The 21,867-nt window shown below is 58.2% G+C and carries 23 protein-coding genes; 14 read left to right on the top strand and 9 right to left on the bottom strand.

Translation table 11 applies throughout. The features are described 5' to 3' along the window. Positions 1 to 12 precede the first annotated feature (12 nt). The 13 genes from gcvT (at position 13) to ACQY5R_RS11930 (ending at position 12,754) form a co-directional block, all read left to right on the top strand. Positions 13 to 1,104, top strand: a complete 1,092-nt coding sequence (gene gcvT / locus ACQY5R_RS11990; RefSeq protein WP_428608658.1) for a glycine cleavage system aminomethyltransferase GcvT — start codon at positions 13 to 15, stop codon at positions 1,102 to 1,104. A 71-nt stretch (positions 1,105 to 1,175) separates the two neighbouring features. Continuing rightward, the gene (gene gcvH / locus ACQY5R_RS11985; RefSeq protein WP_428608655.1) at positions 1,176 to 1,571 is read left to right on the top strand and encodes a glycine cleavage system protein GcvH; all 396 of its coding nucleotides are present in this window, start codon (positions 1,176 to 1,178) and stop codon (positions 1,569 to 1,571) included. A 16-nt stretch (positions 1,572 to 1,587) separates the two neighbouring features. Continuing rightward, positions 1,588 to 2,985: an aminomethyl-transferring glycine dehydrogenase subunit GcvPA gene (gcvPA, locus tag ACQY5R_RS11980; protein ID WP_428608652.1), complete on the top strand. Its 1,398-nt coding sequence runs from the start codon at positions 1,588 to 1,590 to the stop codon at positions 2,983 to 2,985. Between the two features lie 18 nt (positions 2,986 to 3,003). Further along, positions 3,004 to 4,461 carry an aminomethyl-transferring glycine dehydrogenase subunit GcvPB gene (gcvPB, locus tag ACQY5R_RS11975; protein ID WP_428608650.1) on the top strand — a complete coding sequence of 486 codons (1,458 nt, stop codon included), beginning with the start codon at positions 3,004 to 3,006 and terminating at the stop codon, positions 4,459 to 4,461. Continuing rightward, on the top strand, positions 4,462 to 4,824 hold the full coding sequence (locus ACQY5R_RS11970) for a diacylglycerol kinase (RefSeq protein ID WP_428608648.1): 363 nt from the start codon (positions 4,462 to 4,464) through the stop codon (positions 4,822 to 4,824). Between the two features lie 163 nt (positions 4,825 to 4,987). Further along, positions 4,988 to 5,920 (top strand): carbohydrate kinase family protein, encoded by a 933-nt coding sequence (locus ACQY5R_RS11965; RefSeq protein ID WP_428608646.1) that lies wholly within the window; start codon positions 4,988 to 4,990, stop codon positions 5,918 to 5,920. 21 nt (positions 5,921 to 5,941) lie between these two features. Next, on the top strand, positions 5,942 to 6,460 hold the full coding sequence (moaB, locus tag ACQY5R_RS11960; RefSeq protein ID WP_428608643.1) for a molybdenum cofactor biosynthesis protein B: 519 nt from the start codon (positions 5,942 to 5,944) through the stop codon (positions 6,458 to 6,460). A gap of 36 nt (positions 6,461 to 6,496) precedes the next feature. After that, positions 6,497 to 7,750 (top strand): molybdopterin molybdotransferase MoeA, encoded by a 1,254-nt coding sequence (locus ACQY5R_RS11955; protein WP_428608640.1) that lies wholly within the window; start codon positions 6,497 to 6,499, stop codon positions 7,748 to 7,750. Next, complete coding sequence (gene moaD, locus ACQY5R_RS11950) at positions 7,747 to 8,001, top strand: molybdopterin converting factor subunit 1 (RefSeq protein WP_428608637.1); 255 nt, start codon at positions 7,747 to 7,749, stop codon at positions 7,999 to 8,001. The genes ACQY5R_RS11955 and moaD overlap by 4 nt, the downstream gene beginning before the upstream one ends. A gap of 194 nt (positions 8,002 to 8,195) precedes the next feature. Then, complete coding sequence (moaE, locus tag ACQY5R_RS11945; protein WP_428608634.1) at positions 8,196 to 8,654, top strand: molybdopterin synthase catalytic subunit MoaE; 459 nt, start codon at positions 8,196 to 8,198, stop codon at positions 8,652 to 8,654. A 6-nt stretch (positions 8,655 to 8,660) separates the two neighbouring features. Continuing rightward, on the top strand, positions 8,661 to 9,293 hold the full coding sequence (locus tag ACQY5R_RS11940) for a LysE family translocator (RefSeq protein ID WP_428608631.1): 633 nt from the start codon (positions 8,661 to 8,663) through the stop codon (positions 9,291 to 9,293). 189 nt (positions 9,294 to 9,482) lie between these two features. Further along, the gene (locus ACQY5R_RS11935; RefSeq protein WP_428608627.1) at positions 9,483 to 11,705 is read left to right on the top strand and encodes a thiamine pyrophosphate-dependent enzyme; all 2,223 of its coding nucleotides are present in this window, start codon (positions 9,483 to 9,485) and stop codon (positions 11,703 to 11,705) included. Beyond that, positions 11,702 to 12,754, top strand: coding sequence for a malonyl CoA-ACP transacylase (locus ACQY5R_RS11930; RefSeq protein WP_428608624.1), 1,053 nt, complete (start codon positions 11,702 to 11,704; stop codon positions 12,752 to 12,754). The genes ACQY5R_RS11935 and ACQY5R_RS11930 overlap by 4 nt, the downstream gene beginning before the upstream one ends. Before the next feature lie 43 nt (positions 12,755 to 12,797). On the opposite strand, the gene ACQY5R_RS11925 is transcribed toward ACQY5R_RS11930, so the two are convergent. The 5 genes from ACQY5R_RS11925 to ACQY5R_RS11905 all read right to left on the bottom strand — a co-directional run bounded on the left by ACQY5R_RS11925 (position 12,798) and on the right by ACQY5R_RS11905 (position 17,122). Then, a complete protein-coding gene (locus ACQY5R_RS11925; RefSeq protein ID WP_428608622.1) occupies positions 12,798 to 13,235 on the bottom strand; it encodes a hypothetical protein in 438 nt (145 codons plus the stop codon). A 94-nt stretch (positions 13,236 to 13,329) separates the two neighbouring features. Beyond that, positions 13,330 to 14,040, bottom strand: coding sequence for a hypothetical protein (locus tag ACQY5R_RS11920; protein WP_428608620.1), 711 nt, complete (start codon positions 14,038 to 14,040; stop codon positions 13,330 to 13,332). Further along, on the bottom strand, positions 14,037 to 14,582 hold the full coding sequence (locus ACQY5R_RS11915; RefSeq protein ID WP_428608617.1) for an RNA polymerase sigma factor: 546 nt from the start codon (positions 14,580 to 14,582) through the stop codon (positions 14,037 to 14,039). Before ACQY5R_RS11915 ends, ACQY5R_RS11920 begins: the two co-directional genes overlap by 4 nt. A gap of 179 nt (positions 14,583 to 14,761) precedes the next feature. Next, the gene (locus tag ACQY5R_RS11910; RefSeq protein WP_428608614.1) at positions 14,762 to 16,882 is read right to left on the bottom strand and encodes a thioredoxin domain-containing protein; all 2,121 of its coding nucleotides are present in this window, start codon (positions 16,880 to 16,882) and stop codon (positions 14,762 to 14,764) included. Continuing rightward, on the bottom strand, positions 16,883 to 17,122 hold the full coding sequence (locus ACQY5R_RS11905) for a hypothetical protein (RefSeq protein ID WP_428608611.1): 240 nt from the start codon (positions 17,120 to 17,122) through the stop codon (positions 16,883 to 16,885). 89 nt (positions 17,123 to 17,211) lie between these two features. Here ACQY5R_RS11905 and ACQY5R_RS11900 point away from each other — a divergent pair, with 89 nt between their 5' ends. Further along, entirely contained in the window at positions 17,212 to 18,318 is a 1,107-nt protein-coding gene (locus ACQY5R_RS11900) for an HD domain-containing phosphohydrolase (protein WP_428608609.1), read from the top strand. On the opposite strand, the gene metA is transcribed toward ACQY5R_RS11900, so the two are convergent. The 4 genes from metA to ACQY5R_RS11880 all read right to left on the bottom strand — a co-directional run bounded on the left by metA (position 18,308) and on the right by ACQY5R_RS11880 (position 21,793). Further along, positions 18,308 to 19,378, bottom strand: a complete 1,071-nt coding sequence (gene metA / locus ACQY5R_RS11895; RefSeq protein ID WP_428608607.1) for a homoserine O-succinyltransferase MetA — start codon at positions 19,376 to 19,378, stop codon at positions 18,308 to 18,310. The two genes, ACQY5R_RS11900 and metA, sit on opposite strands and share 11 nt — an antisense overlap. A gap of 12 nt (positions 19,379 to 19,390) precedes the next feature. Continuing rightward, a complete protein-coding gene (locus ACQY5R_RS11890; RefSeq protein WP_428608687.1) occupies positions 19,391 to 20,185 on the bottom strand; it encodes an ATPase in 795 nt (264 codons plus the stop codon). Positions 20,186 to 20,305: 120 nt separating this feature from the next. Next, positions 20,306 to 21,457 carry an MFS transporter gene (locus ACQY5R_RS11885; RefSeq protein WP_428608604.1) on the bottom strand — a complete coding sequence of 384 codons (1,152 nt, stop codon included), beginning with the start codon at positions 21,455 to 21,457 and terminating at the stop codon, positions 20,306 to 20,308. Continuing rightward, positions 21,458 to 21,793 (bottom strand): hypothetical protein, encoded by a 336-nt coding sequence (locus ACQY5R_RS11880; RefSeq protein ID WP_428608602.1) that lies wholly within the window; start codon positions 21,791 to 21,793, stop codon positions 21,458 to 21,460. Positions 21,794 to 21,867 lie beyond the last annotated feature (74 nt).

Genomic DNA, 21,867 nt, shown 5'->3' with positions numbered 1-21,867 from the left:
CTGGAGGATCCCATGGGAAACAGAACCATCCTTTTTGATACTCATAACAGCATAGGGGCACGTATCGTCCCTTTTGGCGGCTGGGATATGCCGCTGCATTATGGCTCGCAACTTGAGGAGCATCACGCCGTGCGACGGGATGCAGGCATGTTCGATGTTTGCCACATGACAGTGGTGGACCTCAACGGCGAGCGAGTACGTGAATTCCTGCGCCACTTGCTGGCCAACGACGTCGCCCGTCTGCAGCAACCCGGCAAGGCCCTTTATAGTTGCATGCTGAATGAACAGGGCGGTGTGATTGATGATCTGATCGTCTATTTCATGAGTGAAACCTGGTTTCGCATGGTGGTCAACGCCGGTACAACGGAGAAGGATTTGGCCTGGTTGAACCGGCAAGCGCCGGCATTCCAAGTCACGGTGCAGCCGCGCAAGGATCTGGCGATGATCGCGGTCCAAGGTCCACAGGCAAGGGAGAAGACGTTGCCGCTACTGCCGGAGGCGCTAAGGGGGCCGGTGGGAGAACTGAAGCCATTCTTTGCCGCCAGTGCAGCCGACTGGTTTGTTGGACGCACCGGGTATACGGGCGAGGATGGCTTTGAGGTGGTGCTGCCAGAGACCGAGGCGGTCGCCTTTTGGCAAGCGCTGGCCACTGCCGGTGTACAGCCCTGTGGCCTGGGCGCGCGGGATACGCTGCGTCTGGAGGCGGGGATGAATCTGTATGGCTCGGATATGGATGAAACCATTTCGCCGCTGGAGGCCGGGTTGAACTGGACGATCGCCTGGGAGCCAGCGGAGCGGGACTTTATGGGTCGTCGCGCGATTGAAATCCATCGGGATGATCCCGCCAACCGGCAGTTTGTCGGGCTGGTTCTCACCGGGCGCGGCGTACTGCGTGACCATCAGAAGGTCTTTTTTCAGGATCAGGAGGCGGGAGAGATCACATCCGGTGGATTTGCGCCTACACTGGAGAAATCCATTGCCCTGGCGCGGGTATCCCCTGCCGTCAGCGAGCAATGCGAGGTAGAGATCCGCGGCAAGCGCATCGCAGCAAAGGTGGTGCAACCGCCCTTCGTGCGTCATGGCAAGGTGCGGGTCGAACTCTGATCGTCCAGCGGTAATCCAGACAACGAAAATTTTAGATAACAACCTATTTAGCGAATAGCGAGGGCCTAGAGATGAGCAATGTACCCAATGATCTGAAATACGCCAAAAGTCACGAATGGGTGCGTGATGAAGAGGATGGTACGGTGGTCATCGGTATTACCGACCACGCCCAGGAATTACTGGGGGATTTAGTATTTGTCGAGCTGCCGGAGGTGGGCGACACGGTTTCCGCAGGCAGTGAGTGCGCGGTGGTTGAGTCCGTCAAGGCCGCTTCCGATGTTTACAGTCCGGTATCCGGTGAAGTGGTGGCGGTGAACGAGAGCTTGGTGGATGCGCCAGAAACCGTTAACCAGGATGCTTTTGGCGATGGCTGGCTGTTCCAGGTCAAACTCTCTGCCCCGGCAGAGTTGGATGACCTCCTGGATGCCGATGCCTATAGCGAAGTGATGGAATCGGAAGAGCACTGAGAGGGCCCTGAGAGACATGCCATTTATCCCCCACACAGAAGAAGAGGTTCAGGAGATGCTGGCGACCATCGGTGCAGCCAGCATTGATGATCTGTTCGATGAGATACCCGCCAACCTGCGCCTCTCACAACTGGATGCCATCCCGTCCGCGATGTCAGAAATGGAGATCAGCCAGCTGATGAGCCAGCGGGCTCAGCAGGATGGTCAGGCGACTTGCTTCCTGGGTGCTGGTGCCTATGACCACCACATCCCGGCAGCGGTCTGGCAGATCACCACCCGTGGCGAATACTACACCGCCTATACACCCTATCAGGCTGAGGCGAGCCAGGGCACGTTGCAACTGCTCTATGAGTATCAGTCCATGATGGTGGCGCTAACGGGGATGGATGTTTCCAATGCCTCACTCTATGACGGTGCCTCGGCACTGGCTGAAGCCGTGTTGATGGCGGTGCGGGCCAACCGTAAATCCAAGTCAAAGCGCATCTTGATGCCCCGCACAGTGCATCCTGCTTACCGCCGGGTGGTGCACAATATCGTTAAAAACCAGCAGATTGAGCTGGTGGAGCTGCCGTTTGATCCCCAGGGAGGCCATACTGATCCAGCCGTGCTGGAGGCGTATCAAGGCCAGGACTTTGCCGCCCTGGTGATCCCCCAGCCGAATTTCTTCGGTGTCCTGGAAGAGGTGGATCTGTTGACCGACTGGGCCCATGCCAATGGCGCCTTGGCCATCGGCCTGGTCAACCCCCTCAGCCTAGCGTTGTTAACACCGCCCGGTGAGTGGGGTGAAAAGGGCGCGGATATCTGCTGTGGCGAAGGTCAGCCTCTCGGTGCCCCTCTCTCCTCCGGTGGGCCCTATTTCGGTTTCCTCTGTTGCCAGCAGGCGCATGTACGGCAAATGCCGGGACGCATCATCGGGCGTACCCAGGATCTGGATGGTAAGGTCGGTTACACCTTGACCCTGCAGGCCCGTGAGCAGCATATCCGCCGCTCCAAGGCAACTTCGAATATCTGCACCAATCAGGGGCTGATGGTCACCGCGGCCACCATCCACATGGCACTGCTCGGCAGTGAAGGGTTGGAGAGGACGGCGGCGGCCTGTTTCGCCAACACCCGGAGGCTGGTGGACGCGTTGGGGGCGATTCCGGGTGTCACCCCACTGTTTGACCGTGCTGTCTTCCATGAGCGGGTATTGGCGTTGCCCGCACCGGCAACCAGTGTGTTGCGTTCCCTGGCGGCGCACAATGTGCTGGGCGGACTCGATCTATCCCGCGACTATCCAGAATTGGGCGAGGCGATCCTGGTCTGTGCCACGGAAAAACGGACCGAAGGTGAGATTGCGGCCTATGCCGAAAAACTGGCCCGGGTGATACAGCTGCAGGGTGGTGTGACCTGCGGTCTGGTGCCGAAAGAGTAATCGGGAGAATCTGTCAGCATGTTAATTTTTGAACAATCGAAGGCCGGTCGTTATGCGCCGGCCCAATCGCCCCTCGATAGGGCGGATGCCAGTGGCATCCCCGAGGCGTTCCGGCGCAAGCAGTCGGCGGCACTGCCGGAGGTTTCTGAGATGCAGGCGGTGCGCCACTACACCCGCCTCTCGCGCAAGAATTTCTCTATCGATACCCAGTTCTATCCGCTGGGTTCGTGTACGATGAAATACAACCCCCGTGCCTGTAACAGTTTGGCCAGTTTGCCGGGATTGGTGACGCGTCACCCCGAGGCGCCCGAGAGCCACAGCCAGGGTTTCATGGCCTGTCTCTATGAACTGCAGGAGATGCTGCGTGAGGTGACCGGCATGAAGGCGGTCTCCCTTAGCCCGGCGGCCGGTGCTCAGGGTGAGTTTGCCGGGGTAGCCATGATTCGCGCCTACCATGAGGCACGCGGTGACACCGCTCGCTGCGAGATCCTTGCGCCGGATGCGGCGCACGGGACAAATCCGGCCTCGGCGGTGATGTGCGGCTACAAGGTGCGGGAGATCCCCACCGGCCCGGAAGGCGATGTGGACCTGGAGGCGCTGAAGGGCGTGGTCGGTCCGCAGACGGCGGGTATTATGTTGACCAACCCATCCACCCTGGGCGTGTTTGATCGCAATATTGAGGCGATCGCCAAGACCGTGCATGAGGCGGGTGGTCTGCTCTATTACGATGGCGCCAACCTGAATGCGATCCTGGGCAAAGTCCGACCCGGCACCATGGGGTTCGATGTGATTCACATGAATCTGCACAAGACCTTCTCTACCCCCCATGGCGGTGGCGGTCCGGGGGCTGGTCCGGTCGGGGTCAGCGAACGCCTGGTACCCTACCTGCCGGTGCCGATGGTCACCAAAACGGGTGACGAGTACCAGTGGCTTACTGAGCGGGAGTGTCCGGAAAGTATCGGGCGCCTGACGGCCTTCGCCGGTAATGCCGGGGTCTTGCTGCGGGCGTATATTTATGCGCGCATGCTGGGTCGCGAGGGTATGCCGCGGGTGGCGGAATTCTCCACCCTGAATGCCAATTACATGCTGAAGCAGTTACAGGCGGCCGGTTTCCAGGCGGCGTATCCGCAGCGGCGTGCTACCCATGAGTTCATAGTTACCCTAAAAAAGCAGGCCAAAGAGTTGGGGGTGAATACCATGGACTTCGCCAAGCGTTTGCTGGATTACGGGTTCCATGCGCCCACCACCTATTTCCCGCTATTGGTACCGGAGTGTCTGCTGATAGAGCCGACCGAGACGGAGGATAAGGCGACCCTGGATGACTTTATCGACGCCATGCGAAGCATTCTGGAAGAGGCGGCGGAGGATCCGGGGCTAGTGAAAGGGGCGCCTCATACCCTGCCGGTGAAACGGCTGGATGACGTGAAAGCGGCGCGTGAGCTGGATTTGGCCTGGCGTCGTCCGGCGGTTAAATAGATGGCGGGTCAAAAGGTCACCGGCGTGCGTCGAATCATCAATGCCGGTGGCTATTCCATTGCCGGATTCAGAGCTTGCTGGCAGCATGAAGCGGCCTTTCGTCAGGAGCTGCTTGGGGCGATTCTGCTGCTTCCGTTGGCGCTCTATCTGGGCCAAAACGGTTTGGAAAGGGCGCTGTTGGTTGGCAGTGTGTTGCTGGTGCCTTTAATAGAACTGCTCAATTCCGCCATCGAGGCGGTGGTCGATCGTTTCGGTGGCGAGCAGCATGAGCTTTCCGGGCGGGCCAAGGACCTGGGGTCGGCTGCCGTGTTCTTGTCCATCGTACTGGCGATAGCGGTCTGGTTATTGATTCTCCTGCCCTGAGGTAGACCTGATCTGGATCATTGCCAGGCGCGCTCTCGCCTGGCAGTTTTGTGCAGGGATGGACTTATGCCGCCGAGGCCATGGATGGCCTGGAGCGGCTTTCTATCCAACCTTACACCTATCGGTGTATGATCCCCGGCTTGAAAAAACAATGGAGGACGGAATGTCTGCGCTGATTTGTGGCTCTATGGCCTTTGATACCATCATGGTCTTTCAGGACCAGTTCAAGAACCACATCCTGCCGGAGCAGGTACATATTCTTAACGTCTCCTTCCTGGTGCCGGAACTACGCAGGGAATTCGGCGGTTGTGCCGGCAATATTGCCTACAACCTGAAACTGTTGGGCGGGGAGGGAAAGCCGATGGCAACCGTCGGCGCCGACTTTGGTGCCTACGCCAGTTGGATGGATGAGATCGGTGTCAGCCGGGATCATATCAAAGTGATTGAGGACAGCTATACCGCGCAGGCCTATATCACCACCGACCAGGATGACAATCAGATTAACGCCTTCCACCCGGGTGCCATGTCTTTTTCCCACCTGAACCGGGTGGATGAGGCAAAAGGGTGCAGCATTGGTATCATCTCCCCCGATGGCCGCCAGGGAATGATCGAGCACGCCGAGCAGTTTGTTGAGCTGGGTATACCTTTTATATTTGATCCCGGCCAGGGCCTGCCGATGTTTGATGGCGACGACCTGAAACGCTTTGTCGACCAAGCCACTTGGCTGGCCTTTAATGACTACGAGGCCAAACTGATGGAAGAGCGTACCGGCCTAACCCCGGAGCAGATGGCCAAACAGGCGGAGGCGGTGGTGATTACTCGGGGCGGCCAAGGTTCGCTGATCTATACCCGCGACAAGCTGCATGAAATCCCGGTCGCGCCGGTGGCCAATATCGTTGACCCTACAGGTTGTGGTGATGCTTATCGGGCCGGTCTGTTGTATGGTTTGATGAACGATATGGACTGGGAAACCACGGGACGTATCGCTTCGCTGATGGGTGGCGTGAAGATCGAGGAAGCGGGGCCGCAGAATCATCGCTTCCAGTGCGACGAATTTGCGCAGTGCTTCAAGATCGCCTTCGGCTACAGCTTCTGATCCGAATTTTGTGAGTAAACCATGACAGGACATTATGATGAATCGGGCTTCGTGCCCTTGAATATTGCGGTATTGACTATCTCAGATACGCGCACCGAAGAGACGGATAAATCGGGCAAAATTCTCCAGGAGGGGGCCGAGGCGGCCGGGCACCGGGTGATCGAGAAAGCGATCGTCAAGGATGATGTCTACCAGATGCGGGCGATCTTTTCGCGCTGGATCGCCGACCCCGATGTGCATGTCGTTATCAGTACTGGGGGGACCGGGATAACCGGGCGTGACAGTACCCCGGAAGCGGTGCAGCCGCTGCTGGAGAAATCAATCGAGGGTTTCGGTGAGCTGTTTCGCCACGTCTCCCTGGAGGAGATTGGCGCCTCGGCCATCCAGTCGCGGGCGATTGCCGGATTGACCAACCAGACCCTGGTGTTCTGTCTGCCGGGCTCCACCGGTGCCTGTCGTACCGGTTGGGATAAGATTCTCAATCCACAGTTGGATCACCGCACCCGTCCCTGCAATTTTGCCCAGATGTTCCGGGCCTGACGCCTCCCCAGCAACAGAACCCAAGAGTAAAGAGCGATGAGTGAGTGTGGTTGTTCTTCCGTATCCGAGCCGAGCATGAAACCGTTGGAAGAGGCGCTGGCACTGTTGCTGGGTCACGCCCAGGCGGTGACTGAGCGTGAAGTCGTGACTTTGGCCGAGGCCAATGGGCGCATCCTGGCGGAGCCGGTGGTGAGCAAAATCAATATGCCACCCTGGGATAACAGTGCAATGGACGGCTATGCGGTCAATAGTGTCGATCTGAAGCAGGGGGCGTCTAATTGCTTGCCGGTTTCCCAGCGCATCCCGGCCGGCGCGGCGCCACAACCGCTCGTTGCCGGAACGGCGGCGCGCATCTTCACCGGTGCTCCGGTGCCGCCGGGAGCCGATGCCGTGGTGATCCAAGAGGTGTGTGCCCAGGACGGCGAGCAGGTCACCATCAATGAACTGCCTGAGCAGGGTGCCAATATCCGCTATGCCGGCGAAGATACCCGCATCGGCCAGGAGGTGTTGCAGGCCGGTACCCGTCTGGGTGCCCAGCATCTGGGCTTGGCGGCCTCTGTCGGTGTCGGCGAACTGGTGGTCTATCGTCGCCTAAAGGTGGCGTTGTTTTCATCCGGTGATGAGCTGATCAATCCCGGCAAACCACTGGGACCGGGACAGATCTACAACTCCAACGAATATACGTTGCAAGCACTACTGCAGTCGTTGGGCTGTGACATAGTCAGTCTGGGCATTGTTGAGGATACCTTTGAGGCGACCTGCCAGGCGCTTTCCGCCGCCGCGGCGCAGGCTGATCTGGTGATGACGTCCGGCGGCGTTTCAGTGGGTGAAGAGGATCACCTGAAGCCGGCAGTCGAAGCTCTGGGCTCGTTGGATCTGTGGAAGATAGCCATACGACCGGGTAAGCCGCTGGCATTTGGTCATATTGAGGGCATCCCCTTCATCGGCACCCCTGGCAATCCGGTCTCCCTGTTTGTGACTTTTTGCCTGTTCGCCCGCCCCTTCATCCTCAAGTCACAGGGTGTGCGGGAGGAGGCTCTGGCGCCTACACCGATTCTGGCCAAGGCGGATTTCGATTGGCCGAGGGCTGAAAAGCGCCGTGAGTTTGCCCGCGCCCAGTTGAACCTGGATGGGCAGGGCCAGGCACAGATCAGCCTCTACTCCAGCCGCTCTTCCGGTGTGCTCAACTCCCTGACCTGGGCCAACGGACTGGCAATTTTGCCGGAGCAGCGGACGCTGGCTCGCGGCGAACTGGTGCAATTTTTACCCTTTAGCGAGTTACTCAAATGATCAACCTGCTCTACTTTGCGCGGTTGCGCGAGGCGCTTCAGACCGGTTCAGAGGAGCTGGACTACAATTCGGATATCGACACCGTGGCTGCCGTTGTGGCAAGACTAAAAAGTCGTGGTGATGTATGGGGTGACGTGTTTGCCGATGACCAGACTGTGTTGGTGGCGGTAAATCAGGAGATGTGTGATCTGTCGACCGCGGTTAAGGATGGTGACGAAGTGGCCTTCTTCCCCCCGGTCACCGGCGGCTAGGCAGGCATCAATACTCCTTGGTGGGGCTGCATGCTCCGGTGACACAGTAGATGGTAGGGTGGGCATGCTTTTTGTGTCCACCGAATGGGGGATAACCGCGTGGGCACAAATGACGTGCCCACCCTACCGGATGCCTCTCTCGCATTTACCCTAAGAGGGCATCCGTTCGCCCCATCAAATCACGGTAGCACAGCATGAAAGAGATCAACATCCAGACCGAACCTTTTGATATTGCGGCGATTCAGGAAGAGCTGCGGCGCCAGAATCCCGCCATCGGTGCGGTGGTTACCTTTCTCGGTCAGATGCGCGATATCAACGAAGGTGACGCGGTGACTACCATGACCCTGGAGCACTACCCCGGTATGACCGAGAAGGCGCTGCAGGCAATTGTGGACGAGGCCAATGAGCGCTGGGAGTTGATGGGGATACGGGTGGTTCACCGGGTTGGACCGTTGCATCCGCTGGATCCGATTGTGTTGGTGGCTGTCGCCAGCGCACATCGTGGCGAAGCGTTCCAGGCCTGTGAATTTGTGATCGATTATCTCAAAACCCGGGCTCCATTCTGGAAAAAGGAGCAAACCTCGGCGGGTGAGCGTTGGGTCGATGCCCGTCATACCGACGACCAGGCTGAGCAACGCTGGAAAAAATCCTGAACGGCCATGGCTGCTACCCTGAATCCGGCACTGCTGGGGGTCTTTATTCCCACCTTTTTTTTCGTCTCGATCACTCCCGGTATGTGCATGACCCTCTCCATGACATTGGGTATGACCATCGGTATCAGGCGTACCTTCTGGATGATGGCGGGTGAGTTGCTGGGGGTTGGATTGGTGGCCGCTGCCGCCGTCATTGGCGTGGCCGCACTGATGCTCAATTATCCGCTGCTGTTCGAATTGTTCAAATATCTGGGCGGCGCCTACTTGGCCTTCCTTGGGATACAGATGTGGCGATCCCGCGGTAAGCTGGCCATCGACCTGGAGTCACCCCGGCATGGACGTGCTACGGCCCCGACCTTGGCGTTGCAAGGGTTTGTGACCGCCGTGGCCAACCCAAAGGGGTGGGCCTTTTTTATCTCCCTGCTGCCGCCCTTTATCAGTAACGAACAACCGATGTTACCCCAGCTCGGCGTGTTGTTGAGTCTGATACTGTTGATCGAATTCAGCTGCCTGGTGCTTTATGCCAGTGGTGGTCGTAGCCTGAGCCTATTTTTGCAACAACGTGGCAATGTGCGACTCCTCAACCGGGTTGCCGGCACCCTGATGCTGGCGGTAGGTGTCTGGTTGGCATTTGGCTGAATGTCTGGCATTGCGTCGCTCAGTGCTTTGCTATGGGAATCCTCACCACCGCCAACTCGCCAAGATCTCGTCCCTTGAGCTTAAATTTATGTGCAAGGCCGAGACGCTATGCTATTCATAGACTGTTGATTCCAGGCGAATGAAACCGCTTCCCGGATCTTCCGTTAACGGTATGGATGGACCATCTGAATGAAAAGCAGGGCCGAACTCCTCGCGTCGCAATTTCCTGAAGCTGTCTTGTCGGGTACCTTGCCGGCCCCGCTTACCCGCTTGACCCCCAGCGAGGTAGGGGTAACGCCGGCTGAGTTAGTCGATCTGTTCGAAAGCCAGCTGATGAGTCGGCACCTGGATTACCAGTCGCGTCGTTTGCGGGCCAGAAATGAGAGCTTCTATACCATCGGTAGCGCCGGCCATGAGGGCAATGCCGTACTCGGCAAACTGTTTCGCATCACGGATATGGCATTTTTGCACTACCGCAGTGGTGCACTGCTGATTCAGCGCAGCAAGCAGCGGCCTGGTGAGACGCCGCTGTATGACATGCTGCTCTCCTTTGCCGCCTCCCGGGAAGATCCGATCTCAGGTGGACGGCATAAGGTGTTGGGTAGCAAGACCCTGCTGGTGCCGCCCCAGACCAGCACCATCGCCTCTCACCTGCCGAAGGCGATGGGGGCGGCCCATGCCTTGGGTTTGGCCCGGGTACTGGAGCCAGATGCGGTAGCGCTGCCGCCGGACAGCGTCATTTTGTGTAATTTCGGCGACGCGTCAGCCAACCACTCTACGGCCCAGGGGGCCATCAATACCGCTGGTTGGGCCGCCTATCAAAACTCACCCATGCCGATCGTGTTTGTCTGTGAAGACAACGGTATCGGCATCTCCACCCAGACCCCCAAGGGGTGGATTCATGCCAGTTTCTCCCAGCGTGCCGGTCTGCACTATCTCTACTGCGACGGCACCGACTTACTCGATACGCTACGTGGTGTGCGCGCGGCCGTAGCCTATGCGCGCCGCTATAGCAAGCCGGTATTTCTGCACATGCGGGTCGTTCGCCTGCTGGGTCATGCCGGATCCGATACCGAGGTCAGTTACCGTACCTTGCAACAGGTGGAAGCGGATGAGCGCCAGGATCCATTGCTGCGTTCCGCGCGTCTGCTGCTGGAACAAGGCATTCTTACTGCGGACGAGATCTGTGCCCTGAATGAACAGATTGCCCAGCGGGTTTCACGTATCGCTGAGCTGGCTATCCTACGGCCCAAGCTACAGAGCGCGGCCGAAGTGATGGCGCCGATTGCAGCGGTAAGGCAGACATTTCCGGCTATTCCGCCGGTCGATCCCTCCCGTCGTGAGGCGATGCTGGGGGTGGATAAGCGTCAGCGGCATAAGCCGCAAAATATGGCGCGGCTGATCAATCTGGCGTTGGCCGATATCCTGTTGCAGTATCGTCACTGTGTGGTGTGTGGCGAAGATGTGGGGAAAAAGGGGGGCGTCTACAGCGTGACTACCGGCCTGGTAGAGGCATTCGGTCCGCACCGGGTGATCAATACGCTGCTGGATGAACAGAGTATTCTTGGTCTGGCTATCGGGCTGGGCCACATCGGTTATCTGCCGATTCCGGAAATCCAATTTCTCGCCTATGTACACAATGCCGAAGACCAGATTCGCGGCGAGGCGGCGACGCTGTCGTTCTTTTCAAACGGCCAGTTCAACAATCCGATGGTGATACGGATTGCCGGCTTGGCTTACCAGAAAGGATTTGGCGGCCATTTCCATAACGACAATTCGTTGGCGCTGTTTCGGGATATCCCCGGTCTGGTGATCGCTTGCCCGTCCAACGGGGCGGATGCGGTACAGATGTTACGCAGCTGTGTCGCGCTGGCCCATCAACAACGCCGGGTGGTGGTTTTTATCGAGCCGATCGCGCTCTACATGACCCGTGACTTGCACCAGCCCGGCGATGCATTGTGGACGGCTGAGTATGAAGCGCCGGGTGAGGGGATGCCGATTGCGGTTGGTGAATTCGGCTGCCACGGTAACGGAACCGAACTCTGCATCGTCAGCTATGGTAACGGCTACTACCTCTCCCGCCAGGCGGCCCATGATTTGAAGCAAGGTCACGGTATCGATCTACGTGTTATCGATCTGCGTTGGTTGGCGCCATTGGATGAAATGGCGTTAGTCGAGGCTATTGCCCCTTGTGAACGGGTGCTGGTGGTGGATGAGTGCCGCCGTACCGGCTCGATCAGCGAGGCGATTGTCACCATGCTGGCCGAGCGCGCCCCGGGTCGACATCGGGTTGCCCGGGTAACGGCTGAGGATAGTTTTATACCGTTGGCGGAAGCGGCCAATCTGGTGTTGCCAGACAAGCGGCAGATCATCGAGGCCGCGCGCGCATTGATCAATGGGGAGGTGCTATGAAGCAGACTGCCGTGGTGATCTGCCCCGGGCGCGGTAGCTATAGTCGGGATGAACTGGGTTATCTGGCCCGCTACCATACCGATAAAAGGGAGCTGCTCGACGCCGTGGATGACTATCGTCGACAGCGTGACCAGGTGACCGTCACTGATCTGGATGCACTACCCCGCTTTTCGCCCAATCAACATGGGGTGGGCGAGAATGCCTCGGCGCTGATCTATGCCTGCGCCCTAGCCGACTATGCGGATATCGATCGGGATCAATTTGAGATTGTAGCCGTCACCGGTAACTCCATGGGTTGGTATCTGGCACTGGCGGCCGCCAGTGCTCTCGAGCAGGCATCGGCTATCGCACTGGTTAACACCATGGGGTCGATGATGCAGGAGGGTTTGATCGGCGGACAGTTGGTCTATCCGGTGGTGGATGCAGAGTGGCGCCCGAATCCGGCGGCCAAGACAGCCCTGTTTGAACAGATCGGGCAGGTCAATCGCCTCAGCGGTTGCGAAGCGTATCTCTCGATTGATCTGGGCGGTCTGGTGGTGATCGGTGCCAACGTGGCCGGTATTGAGGCGCTCAAGGCTACATTACCTCCCGTCCAGGATATCTATCCCATGCAACTGGCCAAGCATGCCGCCTTTCATACACCGCTGTTGCGAGGGGTAAAGGAACGGGCGCGGGAACAGTTTCAGGCGGAGCTGTTCGGTCGGCCACAACTTCCCCTGATCGATGGGCGTGGCCATATCTGGCAACCCTGGGCAACCGATACCGCTGCACTCTACGACTATACGCTGGGGCATCAGGTGGTGGAACCCTTTAATTTCTCGGCCGCGATCGAAGTGGCGATTAAAGAGTTTGCTCCGGACCGGTTGATCTTATTGGGGCCGGGTAGCGGTCTGGGAGCGCCAATCGGCCAGGAACTGGTCAAGCAACACTGGTTGGGGCTAGAGGATAAACAGGGATTTAAGGAACGACAGGAGAGGGATCCTTTTCTGCTGGCAATGGGTCTCGAAGCGCAACGCAAACGGGTGGTGAGCGGGCAGTGGCGTGATTAGATAAGGGCAGGCACGGCGGCCTGCCCCCGCCACCATTTTTAAATTACGGCCTGACGTAAGAGTAGCCCTGCTCTTGCAGCTCCATGATGCGCATCACACCGGCTTTGACCACCTGGACTCCCTCCAGCGGCACCGGCAACTTGCCGGTCTTCTTTTCCACCCCTTTCATGGTGTTGCCGCAGGCACTGAACTGGATGTCCTGCATGGCCAGGCTGGTAACGCGTTTGCCCACTTTTGAACCGTTGGTGAGCATGCCGAGACCGGGGCCATAGGCGACGATCTCAATCTGTACATTGTCCTGGCCCAAGGCATTTTGCAGGTTTACCGCGTTGTTTAGAGCGATAGTCTGGGTGCGGGGGTCGTCAGTGCTGACCTGGATCACCACTTTGTGAGGACCGCTCTCCGCGGCCAGCAGAGCCTGCCCCGTCAACAGTCCAAACAACAGTAGCAGGGCCATTAAGCTATGGTTTATGGGTTTCATTTTTTCATCCTCGCTTTGGTTTATTAGCTGCCGTTTTAGGCTCTTATAAAGTCGGCCGTTTGGTTGCAGCTCGGTAGTCGGTCTAAATTGCGCTTCAGACCTTGATGTAGGCCCAGCCGGTCTGCTGGCGCCGTGTTATATAGGAGATGCCGGAGCGGACAATCACCGCATCCGGCAGGATTTGTATCTTTTCCCCCGTCTCTTTAGTCATCCGTTCCAGGGTGTTGCCGCAGGCGGCGAAGACCAGATTTGGGTAGGTCTCGCTCAGCCGGTGGATACGTTGCGGAAACGGTGATCGACCCTGTTGCATCAGGCGCAACCCCTGATTGTTGGCCACCACCTCCAGCCGCAAAGGCTGGCCGCTGGCGCGGTGTTCCTTGAGCACCAGCTCGACCTGATCCAGCAACAGGGCGGCATCTTTACGGCTATCGCTACTGATATGGAACACGACCCGTGTCTGCTGTTGCGGGTTCTCCTGCAGCGCAGCCAGAGGTGCCGGCCGATCTGTCTGGATGGGTGCTTCCGTTATCCATTGCACGGCGAATAGGGTGAGGCCGCCGATAGCCGCTGCCGCCAAATAACGAGTCAGGCCCGTTGTGGTTTTGGCAGCATGCAGCGGGGAGCGTTGCTCCGTCAGCGGGTAGGCGGACTGGGTCAGCGCTTTCAGATACTGCAGTTGTAGCAGGCGGCTACGCAACGGTTCCGATTCGGTTGCCGCTTGCAGGATCTCCAGTCGTTCGGGATGGGTGAGTTCATGGTCGATGAAGGCATTCAGCTGTTCATCGCTGTATCGGATATCGTTCATTTTACACGCTCCATAAATGAGCGGCTGCCAGAGGGTGTGCGTTTGTCGGATGTGATGAGTCTCCGCAACTGTTGTCGGGCACGGTTCAGCCGGCTCATCACCGTGCCGACGGGAATATCCAGAATGTCGGCCACCTCGGCATAGCTGCAGGCCTCCAGGTCAACCAGCATCAATACTTCGCGTTGATGAGGGCTGAGTTGGGCGATCACCTGGCGAAGGCGAGTCGCCGTCTGCTGTTGTGACAGGTGCTCATCAGCGCTATGCAGGGATGGGTCGATGCATTCGTCGAACGGGTCAGACGGCCGCTGGCGTCGGCAATGGTCACGAAAGCAGTTGGCGAGAATGGCGAAGGCCCACCCTTCCAGGGCCTGATCATCCTTGAGTGAGGTGAGGCGCGAAAGTGCCCGGGTCAGTGCCTCTTGGGACAAGTCTTCCGCCAGGCTCTCTTCACCACACCAGGCCAGTGCCAGTCGCCTGAGCCGGGGCCCCAGGGCCGCTAGCCGTTGCCTGTTTTTACTTTCGCTACGCCAAGTGGTGAACATCAAGCTGCCGTTCTCTTTCTGCCATTGTGTGTAAGACGCCGTACCCGTCGGATTTATTCCATCTATTTTTTATCGGTTATGGGGTTTCGTTGATTGTCGCCGCAATACCCTCCCGGATTCAGGCGGGGAGAGGCGTTGACGGCCAACGGGCAGTGACGTAAGCCCCCTCTTTCGGGCGACTATTCGCGAAAACGCTTGAATGAACCCACCGTCCCTTCAAACTGCTGGCTTTCGGCATCGGCGCTGACTTCGCCGCCGGCTAGCGCTTCATCGAATCGCTTGTAGTCATGGATCGGTGCCTCACAGTGGCTGCCGTGGCAGAGATAGGCGGTGCAGCCTGTCGTCGCCGATTTGATACTTAGGGCGGGTGGTAGTCCGCTTGTTTCAGTGGGTATGGCGAAGCTGATACGACGCGGGGCATAGTGGCGGTTGGCTCGTTTGATCCAGGGTCGCAAGGCGTCGTCATCTCCCCGCAGGACGATGATTTCGCTCGGATTGACCAGCTCATCCAGTGCTTTCAGTAGGGTGCAGTGGGCATGGGGGATCTGTTTCAGGTGCTCCCAACCGCAGTGCAGGGTGCGTTCCGCTGCCTGCAGATAACGTGGTTCGCCCAGCAGATGACCGAGTCGGGTCAGTGCGGCGGCGGCGATACCGTTACCGGAGGGTATCGATTCATCGCCAAACGGCTTGGGGCGATAAATCAGTCTCTCGTGGTCATTCGAGGTAAAGAAAAAGCCTCCTTGTTCCCGATCTTCAAAGCGCTCCAGCAGCGTGTCGGCCAGGGAGATGGCAAACTCCAGCAACTGGCTATCCCACTCTGCCTGCAGCAGCTCCAGCAGGGCGTCGATCAAGTTGGCGTAGTCATCCAGATAACCGTTCAGGTGGGCTTGGCCATCCTTGTAGGCGGCCAACAGATGCTGGTTGTGCCACAGGTGCTGCCGGAGAAAATCGACGGCACGGCGTGCCGAAGCGATCAGGGACGGTTCGTCCAGCAATCGGCCGGCCCGTGCCAGGCCTTTGATCATCAGGGCATTCCAGGTGGTCAGGACCTTTTCGTCGCGGCCAGGCCGCACCCGCTGCGCCCGTTGTTCGAGTAATTTTTTCCGTGCCTGCAGCAGTATCCCCGCTGCCTGCTCCGGTGTGCTGTCCATCTCTCCGTCTAGCGGGGCTGTGTCGCTGTAGTGGTGTAGATGCCACCGTCCTTCAAAGTTGGCTTCCCGGTCCAACCCGTAATAGCGGCTGAAGTGTCGGTACTCCTCTTCGCTCAACAGTTGCCGTACCTCATCCCGATCCCAGGCGTAGAAGCGCCCCTCATGCCCTGCACTGTCGGCGTCCAGCGAGGCGTAGAAACCGCCCTCTGGCGACTGCATCTCGGTCATAACCCAGTGGGCGGTATTCAGGGCGGTCTCCCTGAAAAGCGGCTTGCCGCTGGCCTGCCACAGATCGGCATACAGGGCGAGCAAGGGGCCGTTGTCGTACAGCATCTTCTCAAAGTGGGGGATCATCCACTGGTCATCCACCGAATAACGGCAGAATCCGCCGGCGAGCTGGTCGTTGATCCCGCCCTGGGCCATTCGGGTCAGGGTGAAGTCCACCATGTAGAGTGAGCGTGCATCGTGGGTGCCGGTGGCGGCCCAGTGTCTGAGCAGTTGCTCCAGGCTGCTTGGGTGAGGGAATTTCGGGGCGCTGCCAAAACCGCCGTAGGTTTCGTCAAAGCCACTCGCCAACTGTTGCCGGGCGGTCTCCAGGGGGGCGGTGTCGAGCGCAGTCGCTTTACCCGTTGCGATGGGATCAAGCTGATTGATGGCGCGGATTAGCGCCTGGTTTTGTGCCCGGATATCCTCTCGCTGCTGCCGGTAGGCATTGGCGATATTCTGCAAGATATCGACAAAGGGCGGTAGACCGTGCCGCTCCGCTTTGGGGAAGTAGGTGCCGGCAAAGAAGGGCGTCTGGTCATCGGGGGTTAGAAAGACCGTCAACGGCCAGCCACCGGGGCGTTGCGCCAACAACTGGTGAGCTGATTGGTAAACCTTGTCCAGGTCGGGGCGCTCTTCCCGGTCCACTTTGATGTTGACGAACAGCTGGTTCATGAGTGCGGCGGTAGCGTCATCTTCGAAGGATTCATGGGCCATTACATGGCACCAGTGGCAGGCGGAGTAGCCAATGGAGAGCAGGATCGGCTTGTCTTCCTGACGGGCCTTTTCGAGAGCCTCTTCTCCCCAGGGGTACCAATCTACCGGATTGTCGGCATGCTGTTGCAGGTAGGGGCTGGTGCATTCACTCAGGCGGTTGGTGGACATTTAATTTCCTGTGGTGTTGTTGGATGTTCGGATCCTGTAAAAGCGGCTTAGGATGGCCGTATCCGTTGAGTAACCAATCTTTGGGGTGGATCGACGGCTGTTGGTGTTGTATCCGTTATTCCGCTGAATGCCGGTCTCTTCGGGAATCATGACAGAAACTATAGATGCTTCAACGATATAAAACCTATAGGAATTGGTATCGATCGGTGGGGCATGCCAGTTGGAATTTTCTTCCTTCATGGGCTATATCTTTAAACGGTATTCGGTATCTTTTCGCTGAACGCCGGAGAAGAATGAAATAATAACAAACAATAAGAGTGGGAGGCTGTATGAGTTGGGACCGACTCGGTGAGCGAATCGTGCAACTGCATGATGATTTGCGCACCTATTGGCCGCATCTAAGCCGCTTGGCTGTGGCCATCTATGATCCGGAGACGGATCGCCTCAACACTTTTGTAAACAGCACGGATGGTGACCGGCAGCTACGCAATTATAGCGCTCGACTCACCGATGTTCCTTCGCTGAAGCAATTGGCGGACACCGGCAAACCGCGGATTAAACAGCAGCTCAATACCCCCGGGGGGGAGATGTCTCCCCACACGCGGTGGCTGTTGGATGCGGGCTTCGCCTCCAGTTATACGGTGCCCCTGTATGGCAATCAGAATCTGGTGGGTTTTCTCTTTTTTGATGCCGATCGCACCAACTATTTTACCGAGGCGATGGTGCGTTATCTCGCGGTTTACACCGAGTTGATCAGTGCCATCATCACCAATCAGTTGGCGCCGATCTATATTCTGCGCGGGGCGCTCAATACGGTTCGCCACCTGACACTGCAGCGTGACAGCGAGACGGCCGGTCATATCCAACGCGTGGGGCATTACGCCCAGTTCATCGCTTTTAAACTGGCTCCGCGGTTGAACCTTTCCGACGAATATATCGAGTTTGTCCTGCAGTACGCGCCGATGCACGATATCGGTAAGATCGGGGTGCCCGATCATGTACTGTTGAAGCGGGGTGAGCTGAGTCGCGAAGAGTTTGAAGTGGCCAAAATCCATGTCCAGTGCGGTATGGATATTGTCGATTCCATCGTACAGGAGTTCGAGTTGGGAGATCTGGCCCATATTGATATCCTCCGCAACATCATTGCCACCCATCATGAGTGGTTTGACGGCGGAGGCTATCCGATCGGGTTGGCGGGTGATGCGATTCCTCTGGAGGGACGGATCACTGCCGTGGCCGATGTGTTGGATGCCCTAACCACCCGTCGTTCCTATAAGGAGGCGTGGAGCTTTGAAGACGCTATTGCCTATCTACAGGCGCGTGCGGGCAAGATGTTCGACCCGCTCTGCGTGGCGCCGCTGATCGACCATATCGAGCAGTTGAAAGAGATTCATGACTGCTTCAAGGAGGGTGGCGAACCGCCTCCTACCAGTTGATATTGAGTGGATTGGTGGGGTCGACGCCATCCATAAAGGGCAGGCGCCGGTCGCGGTGGGTAATTTGGTAAACCAGACCCATCCAGTTACCCACGATACCCTCTGCCGTATCGTGCCAGGTATTATCCAGCTCCTCACTGATCAACGCTTCCGGGAAAGGGGGCGGCTCGGTCCCGTCACGCCGCGCCTGCTCCAGGTAGACCCGGTATTCGTTAAAAATGGCTTGAACCTGCGGCATGAAGTAGTTATCCGGGAACGGCGGATAGCTGTCTCTTTTGCCTGCGGCATAGAGCAACACTTCGCGCTTGTACTCTTTCAACAGGCTGATGGTTTCGTATTCCGGATGGCCCTGGAAATAGACCATACGGAAGCCATCTTGACTCACTGCCAGGTGCACGCCGGCCACTTCGCTCTCTGCCAAGATATGCAAACCGGCCTCCTCAAACTGCTGACGCGAGATCTCGTTGAAACGGGAGTGAGGAACGTCGAAGCGGGTATTGACGTCGTTGACCAGCGGGTGGGTTCGATTCACCACCCGGTGCGGAAATACCCCCCAACGCTTGAATCCCAGCGGTTTGCGTTTGGTGGCGTAACGCGCCTCCAACACCGCGTGGGTGGCCAGGCAAGAGCAAAGTGTTGAGGTGACATTTTCATAGGCCCACTCCACCACCCGCTCCAGTGGCGCCCAGAACGGCTCGTCGGACAGGTTGGGATGGACCGGAGTGGCACCGGTAATGATCAGGGCATCCAGCCCCTCTTCCTGGATCTTGGATAACGGGTCATAGTACTGGTCGATGTGCCGGCGTGCTTTGTCGCCCCGTGGCAGTTCATCCAGGGTAAAGGGGTGCACATAGAACTGGGCGATCGGGTTGCTTTCGCCAATCAACTGGAAGAATTGGCGTTCGGTCGGCTCCAGGGCACCGTCCGGCATCATGTTGAGCAGGCCGATATGCAGCTCGCGGATATCCTGGTGCTGCGCCCGTGTAGGTTCCAGTACGGTCTGGCCGGCCTGTCGCAGACGCTCGAAGGTGGGCAGGTTGTTATGTGATACCAGTGGCATGACGGCTCCGGTTCAATCCTCTGTTTTGCGTGAAATGGCCAACTCCAGCAAGGCTAGAAAGTCGGCCTCGTCCCGTACCTGGCTGATCTCCATAGAGGTGACGGTATAGCCGAGCGGCCCGGCAATCGCCTCATAGTGCGGGATGCGCGAATGGAACAGGTGCGGAAAGATCCAGCGGGTGAAGTCGTCCGGATCCATTTGTGCCGCATATTGCAATCCCTGTTCCTGTAGGTAGCGCTGGAGCTGCTGTTGCAGGAACGCGGGGCGGAAATAGAGCGGTTTGGGATCGCTTTGGGCTCGGCGGATCAACTCGGCCTCTTCATCGGCTTCGGTGGCCTGGATGTAGAGGATCAGGCTGTGTTGCGCCAGCAGATTGATGACGCTGGGATCTTCCATGTCGCACAGGCTGCCGCCCACATCGTTGACGAAGTGCTGGTAACCGTATATCTCCCGTGCTTTGCGAACAAACTCCGGGACGTCGCGCATGGCATTGATTTCGGCTTGGCGGTACTGCGCCTGGCGTTGTTGAAACGCTTCCAGCGGCACGCCGCCCAGTTCCGGGTTGCCCAGTTTGCCCACATAGGAGAGTACCGGACCCAGATCGTCCACTTTGATGTTGTTGCGGATGTAGATCCAGTCCTTGCGCAGCAACTCCTTCAGGAAGGGCACCCGCATCGCCTCTTGCTTGATGCTGTCCAGGATGGATTCGTCCAGATAGCGGGTGCCGATCCGGTAGTCACCGGAGTAGTGAAACCAGTTGTAGCGGCGCATCGTTTTGGACAGATGGGTTTTGCCGACACCGGACATGCCCAGCAGGGTGATGCACTTGTTATTCCAGGCGCGGAACGCTTCCAGACTCAACTTCACGACTTGCGGCCTTCTCTAGATAAGGGTTGGTAATGTTCGAACGGCATACTATAACCGAAATCAGCGGTGGGCGTCCCTACGCTCTCCTAATCCAGCCATAAAGGGGGGTATCAGCAACAGCAGGCAGATCAGGATTACCCCCTGCCAGCCCCACTGGGTATAGGCGAAACCGCTGCTGGTAATACCGATCCAGCCGCCTATGTAGTAAAACAGGACGTAGAGGGCGTTGGCCCGGCCCTGGCCACCGGTGAGTCGTCGGTTGAGGGAGCCGACAGCGGCGGCGTGTACCGCGAAAAAACCGGCGCAGAGACCCAGCAGGCCGAGGATGATGGCGCCGATCGAAGGGAGCAGGGTTAGCAATACCGAGGTACCGAGCAGCAAGGTCCCACCGATAAGCGTATTGCCACTGCCAATACGGTTGCTGATGCGACCGGACACTGGCCCCATGAAGATACCCATCACGTAAACCAGGTAGAGCAGGGTGATCAGCTCGGTGGAGAAGGTGAAAGGGGGCGCCGCCAGCCGAAACGGTAGGTAGTTGAAAACCGAGGAAAAGATAAAGAATCCCCCGGCGGCGGCCAGATAGATCCGCACCAGTTCCCAACGCCGGAGCAGGCTGAGAAAGCGTGGCTGATCACGGATGACGCCATCACTTGGCGGGGGCTTGGGCAACTGCTTCAGCGCCACGAAGGTGGTGATCAGGATCAACAGGGCGGCCGATCCGAAGGCGTACCGCCAATGCAGTGGTGGATGGATCCAGCCGCCGAGCAGACGTCCGCCCAGCCCGCCGACCACGGTAGCCGAGACATAGGCGCCCATTACGACATTGAGTCGCTCCGCCGGAAGGGTTTTTGCCAGATAGGCGGCGATGCAGGTGGTCAGGGCCGGGATAAACAGCCCCTGCAGAAAACGCGCGGCGATCAGTATCCAGAGGTTATGGGTAAAAGCGCAGATCAAGCCGCCCAGCGCCACGGCGACGCCGCCAGCAAGGATGATCGGCTGGATCGGCAGGCGGTCCGCCAATACGCCGAAGGGTAGATTGGAGAGGGCGATGCCCAGGATCACCGCGGCGACCGTAAAGGAGACTTGCAGGGTGCTGGCGGCAAACTCTTGCTGCAACACCGGGAGTACCGGTTGGGTCAGGTAGACATTGGTGAAGGAGGCGGCCACCAGGGCAAACACCACCAGTTGCAATCGGGTCTGGTCGCGCATTCAGGTGCAACCGCCGCAGCTGCCGCAGCGCCAGTCGCTGGCATTGACCGCCTGGTAAAACCAGCGGGCGTGTTGTTCGTCGATGGGGATCTCATTGGCAATAAACAGATCCGTTAGCCAATCGATGTTTTCCAGCACCCAGTCCTCCTCCTCCAACCCCTCGGCAAACTCCGGGTCATCGGGGTAGAGAAAGGAGTAGATCCCATAGGTGCCCATATCCTCTTCACAATGGGGAGCGGGGATATCCAGCGTGCGGCCCTGATAACTGATTTCCCAGCGGCCGAGACAGATCAGGTGACCCTGCTCGCTCCAGGCGGCGGTAAACGGATTATTCATGCTGTACAAGTATAGGTAATGTCGTGCGGTTGCAGGTCAAAGCACCCGCCGGAAGGCGGGTTAAAGGCGGGCCA

The organism is Sedimenticola sp. (assembly GCF_050289425.1).
Lineage (GTDB): Bacteria > Pseudomonadota > Gammaproteobacteria > Chromatiales > Chromatiaceae > Sedimenticola.
The sequence above is the reverse complement of the archived record's forward strand: the minus strand, read 5'-3'. Positions and strand labels throughout refer to the sequence as shown.

What these genes read in the sequence shown, in the direction of transcription:
- gcvT (WP_428608658.1), top strand. Translation starts at nt 13, where the DNA reads ATGGGAAACAGAACCATCCTTTTTGATACTCATAACAGCATAGGGGCA.
- gcvH (WP_428608655.1), top strand. Translation starts at nt 1,176, where the DNA reads ATGAGCAATGTACCCAATGATCTGAAATACGCCAAAAGTCACGAATGG.
- gcvPA (WP_428608652.1), top strand. Translation starts at nt 1,588, where the DNA reads ATGCCATTTATCCCCCACACAGAAGAAGAGGTTCAGGAGATGCTGGCG.
- gcvPB (WP_428608650.1), top strand. Translation starts at nt 3,004, where the DNA reads ATGTTAATTTTTGAACAATCGAAGGCCGGTCGTTATGCGCCGGCCCAA.
- ACQY5R_RS11970 (WP_428608648.1), top strand. Translation starts at nt 4,462, where the DNA reads ATGGCGGGTCAAAAGGTCACCGGCGTGCGTCGAATCATCAATGCCGGT.
- ACQY5R_RS11965 (WP_428608646.1), top strand. Translation starts at nt 4,988, where the DNA reads ATGTCTGCGCTGATTTGTGGCTCTATGGCCTTTGATACCATCATGGTC.
- moaB (WP_428608643.1), top strand. Translation starts at nt 5,942, where the DNA reads ATGACAGGACATTATGATGAATCGGGCTTCGTGCCCTTGAATATTGCG.
- ACQY5R_RS11955 (WP_428608640.1), top strand. Translation starts at nt 6,497, where the DNA reads ATGAGTGAGTGTGGTTGTTCTTCCGTATCCGAGCCGAGCATGAAACCG.
- moaD (WP_428608637.1), top strand. Translation starts at nt 7,747, where the DNA reads ATGATCAACCTGCTCTACTTTGCGCGGTTGCGCGAGGCGCTTCAGACC.
- moaE (WP_428608634.1), top strand. Translation starts at nt 8,196, where the DNA reads ATGAAAGAGATCAACATCCAGACCGAACCTTTTGATATTGCGGCGATT.
- ACQY5R_RS11940 (WP_428608631.1), top strand. Translation starts at nt 8,661, where the DNA reads ATGGCTGCTACCCTGAATCCGGCACTGCTGGGGGTCTTTATTCCCACC.
- ACQY5R_RS11935 (WP_428608627.1), top strand. Translation starts at nt 9,483, where the DNA reads ATGAAAAGCAGGGCCGAACTCCTCGCGTCGCAATTTCCTGAAGCTGTC.
- ACQY5R_RS11930 (WP_428608624.1), top strand. Translation starts at nt 11,702, where the DNA reads ATGAAGCAGACTGCCGTGGTGATCTGCCCCGGGCGCGGTAGCTATAGT.
- ACQY5R_RS11925 (WP_428608622.1), bottom strand. Translation starts at nt 13,235, where the DNA reads ATGAAACCCATAAACCATAGCTTAATGGCCCTGCTACTGTTGTTTGGA.
- ACQY5R_RS11920 (WP_428608620.1), bottom strand. Translation starts at nt 14,040, where the DNA reads ATGAACGATATCCGATACAGCGATGAACAGCTGAATGCCTTCATCGAC.
- ACQY5R_RS11915 (WP_428608617.1), bottom strand. Translation starts at nt 14,582, where the DNA reads ATGTTCACCACTTGGCGTAGCGAAAGTAAAAACAGGCAACGGCTAGCG.
- ACQY5R_RS11910 (WP_428608614.1), bottom strand. Translation starts at nt 16,882, where the DNA reads ATGTCCACCAACCGCCTGAGTGAATGCACCAGCCCCTACCTGCAACAG.
- ACQY5R_RS11905 (WP_428608611.1), bottom strand. Translation starts at nt 17,122, where the DNA reads ATGAAGGAAGAAAATTCCAACTGGCATGCCCCACCGATCGATACCAAT.
- ACQY5R_RS11900 (WP_428608609.1), top strand. Translation starts at nt 17,212, where the DNA reads ATGAGTTGGGACCGACTCGGTGAGCGAATCGTGCAACTGCATGATGAT.
- metA (WP_428608607.1), bottom strand. Translation starts at nt 19,378, where the DNA reads ATGCCACTGGTATCACATAACAACCTGCCCACCTTCGAGCGTCTGCGA.
- ACQY5R_RS11890 (WP_428608687.1), bottom strand. Translation starts at nt 20,185, where the DNA reads ATGTCCGGTGTCGGCAAAACCCATCTGTCCAAAACGATGCGCCGCTAC.
- ACQY5R_RS11885 (WP_428608604.1), bottom strand. Translation starts at nt 21,457, where the DNA reads ATGCGCGACCAGACCCGATTGCAACTGGTGGTGTTTGCCCTGGTGGCC.
- ACQY5R_RS11880 (WP_428608602.1), bottom strand. Translation starts at nt 21,793, where the DNA reads ATGAATAATCCGTTTACCGCCGCCTGGAGCGAGCAGGGTCACCTGATC.